Consider the following 3,049-nt stretch of genomic DNA (forward strand, 5'->3'; position numbering starts at 1 on the left):
TGCTCGACGCCAACCTGAAAGGCCTCGACCAGCGCGGAGGCGGTGTCCTGGTCAGCGAAACCGGCGTCACCCTCGACCTCAATGGCGGCACGCTGGTCAACCGCGACGGCGGCCTGATCGCCACGCCCGGCGCGCTGCTGCTGCGCCAGCTCGGCGCGGTGGACAACGGCGCCGGCGGGGAAATCTCCAGCGACCGCGCCTTCACCCTCGCCGCCGCCAGCCTGGACAACCGCGGCGGGCGCCTGATCGGCGCCGACAGCCTGACCCTGCGCATCGCCCAGGCCCTGGACAACAGCCTGGGCGGGGTGATCTCCGGCGCCGCCGGCCTGGACATCGCGGCCGCTCGCCTGGACAACAGCGCCAAGGGCACCCTGGCCAGCCGCGCCGGCATCGACCTGCGCGTCGATGGCGCGCTGGACAACCACGCCGAAGGCACCGTCTCCGGCGCCCGCCTGACGCTCGCCAGCGCCTCGCTGGACAACAGCGGCAAGGGCCTGCTCTCCGGCAACGCCGGCCTGAGCGTCGTCACTGGCGCGCTGGACAACGCCGAGGGTGGCCAGTTGATCAGCCAGGGCGTGCTGGACGTCAGCAGCGCCGACCTCGACAACCGTGGCGGCGCCCTCAGTGGCAAGCAGTCGCTGCGCCTGAGCGCCGCCAACCTGGACAACCGTGGCGGCCTGCTCACCAGCGACGGCGAACTGGAACTGACGGCAGGGCGCGTCGATTCCGCCGACGGCGGCGAAATCTCCGCCCGGGGCGACCTGCGCCTGACGGTCGAGCGCCTGGTGCAACGCCAGGGCCGGCTGATCGGCGAGCGCGGCGTCAGTCTCGACCTGCGGGGCGGCGACCTGGACAACCAGGGCGGCCTGATCAGTGCCCGCGGCCCGCTGAGCATCGAGAGGCTGAACGTCCTCGACAACCGCCAGGGCGGCGAGATTTCCAGCCAGCAGGGCTTCGAGCTGCTGGCCAGGCGCATCGACAACGGCCAGCAGGGGCGCATCATCAGCGCCGGGAAACTGCGCCTGGACGCCGACGCGCTGGGCAACGCCGGCGCCGGCCTGCTCTCCGGATGGCAGGGCCTGACGGTGACAGGCGGGAGCCTGGACAACAGCGCCGGCGGCACCCTTTCGAGCAAGGACGGCGAGCTGGCCATCAGCCTCGGCGGCGCGTTGGACAACCACGGCCAGGGCGCGCTGGTCAGCAAGGGCGCGCAACGGATCGACGCCGCCAGCCTGGATAACGCCCAGGGCATTGTCTCCGGCGAAAGCGACGTGACCCTGAGCATCGCCGGAAAGCTGGACAACGGCCAGGGCGGCCTGGTCTCGGCGCGGCGCGCGCTGAGCTTCGAGCGCGACGATACGCTGCTGAACAACGCCGGCGGCCGGATCAACGGCGGCAGCCTGCTGCTCAAGGGCGCCAGCCTGGATAACAGCGACGGCCAGTTGATCAGCCAGGGCCGGCTCGACGCCATCCTCGGCGGCGCCCTGGTCAACACCGGCGCGGCGCGCCTGGCCAGCGGCGGCGACCTGCTGCTGCGCAGCGCCAGCGTCGACAACCGCGGCGGCAAGCTGGTCAGCCAGGGGCTGCTGGAGATCAGCGCCGGCAGCCTCGACAACAGCGCCTCCGGCACCCTCGCCAGCCAGGCCGGCATGAGCCTGCGCCTGGGCGGCGGCGCCCTGCGCAACCAGCAGGACGGCCTGATCTTCAGCCAGGCCGGCGCCCTCGAGGTGCAGGCCGGCAGCCTGGACAACCGCCAGGGCACGCTCCAGGCCCAGGGTGACAACCGGCTGCGTATCGGCGGCGCGCTGGACAACCAGGGCGGCCGCCTGGACAGCCGGGCCGGCAACCTCGACCTACAGAGCGGCAGCCTCGACAACGGCGCCGGCGGCGTGCTCAACAGCGCCAAGGGTTGGCTGAAGCTGGTCACCGGGTTGTTCGACAACAGCGCCGGCGTTACCCAGGCGCAGTCGCTGGAGATTCGCGCCGGGCAAGGCGTACGCAACCAGCAGGGCCATCTCTCGGCGCTGGGCGGCGACAACCGCATCGTCACCGCCGACTTCGACAACCAGGGCGGCGGCCTCTACGCCAGCGGCCTGCTCAGTCTCGACGGCCAGCGCTTCCTCAACCAGGGCGCGGCGGCGGGCCAGGGCGGCAAGGTCGGCGCCGGGCGCATCGACTTCAGCCTGGCCGGCGCGCTGGCCAACCGCTTCGGCCAGTTGGAAAGCGAGAGCGAGCTGCACCTGCGCGCCGCCGCGATCGACAACAGCGGCGGCAGCCTGCGCGCCCTTGGCCGCAGCGGCAGCACGCGGCTGGTCGCTGGCGGCCTGAACAACGCCTACGGCGTGCTGGAAAGCGCCAACCAGGACCTCGACCTGCAACTGGGCAGCCTGGCCAACGCCGGTGGGCGCATCCTCCACACCGGCAACGGCACCTTCGGCCTGGATTCCGGGCAGGTGATCCGCGCCGGCGGCGAACTGACCACCAATGGCCTGCTGGACATCCGCGCCAGCGAATGGACCAACAGCAGCGTGCTGCAAGCCGGACGGCTGAACCTGGACATCGGCACCTTCCGCCAGACGGCCGAGGGCAAGCTGCTGGCGGTGCAGTCCTTCACTGGCCGCGGCGGCGACTGGAGCAACGACGGCCTGCTGGCCAGCGACGGCAGCTTGCGACTCGACCTGAGCGGCGGCTACCGTGGCAACGGCCGCGCCACCAGCCTCGGCGACTTCGCCCTGAACGCCGCCAGCCTCGACCTCGGCAATGCCGCCAGCCTCGCCGGCGGCGCCAATGTCACGCTTGGCGCCGGCAACCTGCTGGTCAACCGTGGGCGGATCACCGCTGCCGGCGACCTCGTGGCCAGCGCCGCGAGCCTGAACAACTACGGCACCCTGGGCGGCGGCGGCAACCTGCGATTGAACGCGCCCGCCCTGCTCAACGAGCGCGGGTTGCTGTTCAGTGGCGCCGACATGACCCTGCGCGCCGGCGACATCACCAACCTCTACGGGGATGTGTACAGCCTCGGCAGGCTGGATATCGCCCGCGACGATGC

The 3,049-nt window shown here is 71.9% G+C and carries 1 pseudogene; it reads left to right on the forward strand.

Going from position 1 to position 3,049, the window contains the following annotated elements:
* Nucleotides 1-3,049 (forward strand): annotated as a pseudogene (tpsA2, locus tag HMPREF2924_RS08790) (two-partner secretion system putative hemagglutinin TpsA2); the annotation flags it as partial.

The organism is Pseudomonas sp. HMSC063H08 (assembly GCF_001813645.1).
GTDB classification, from domain to species: Bacteria; Pseudomonadota; Gammaproteobacteria; order Pseudomonadales; family Pseudomonadaceae; genus Pseudomonas; species Pseudomonas aeruginosa.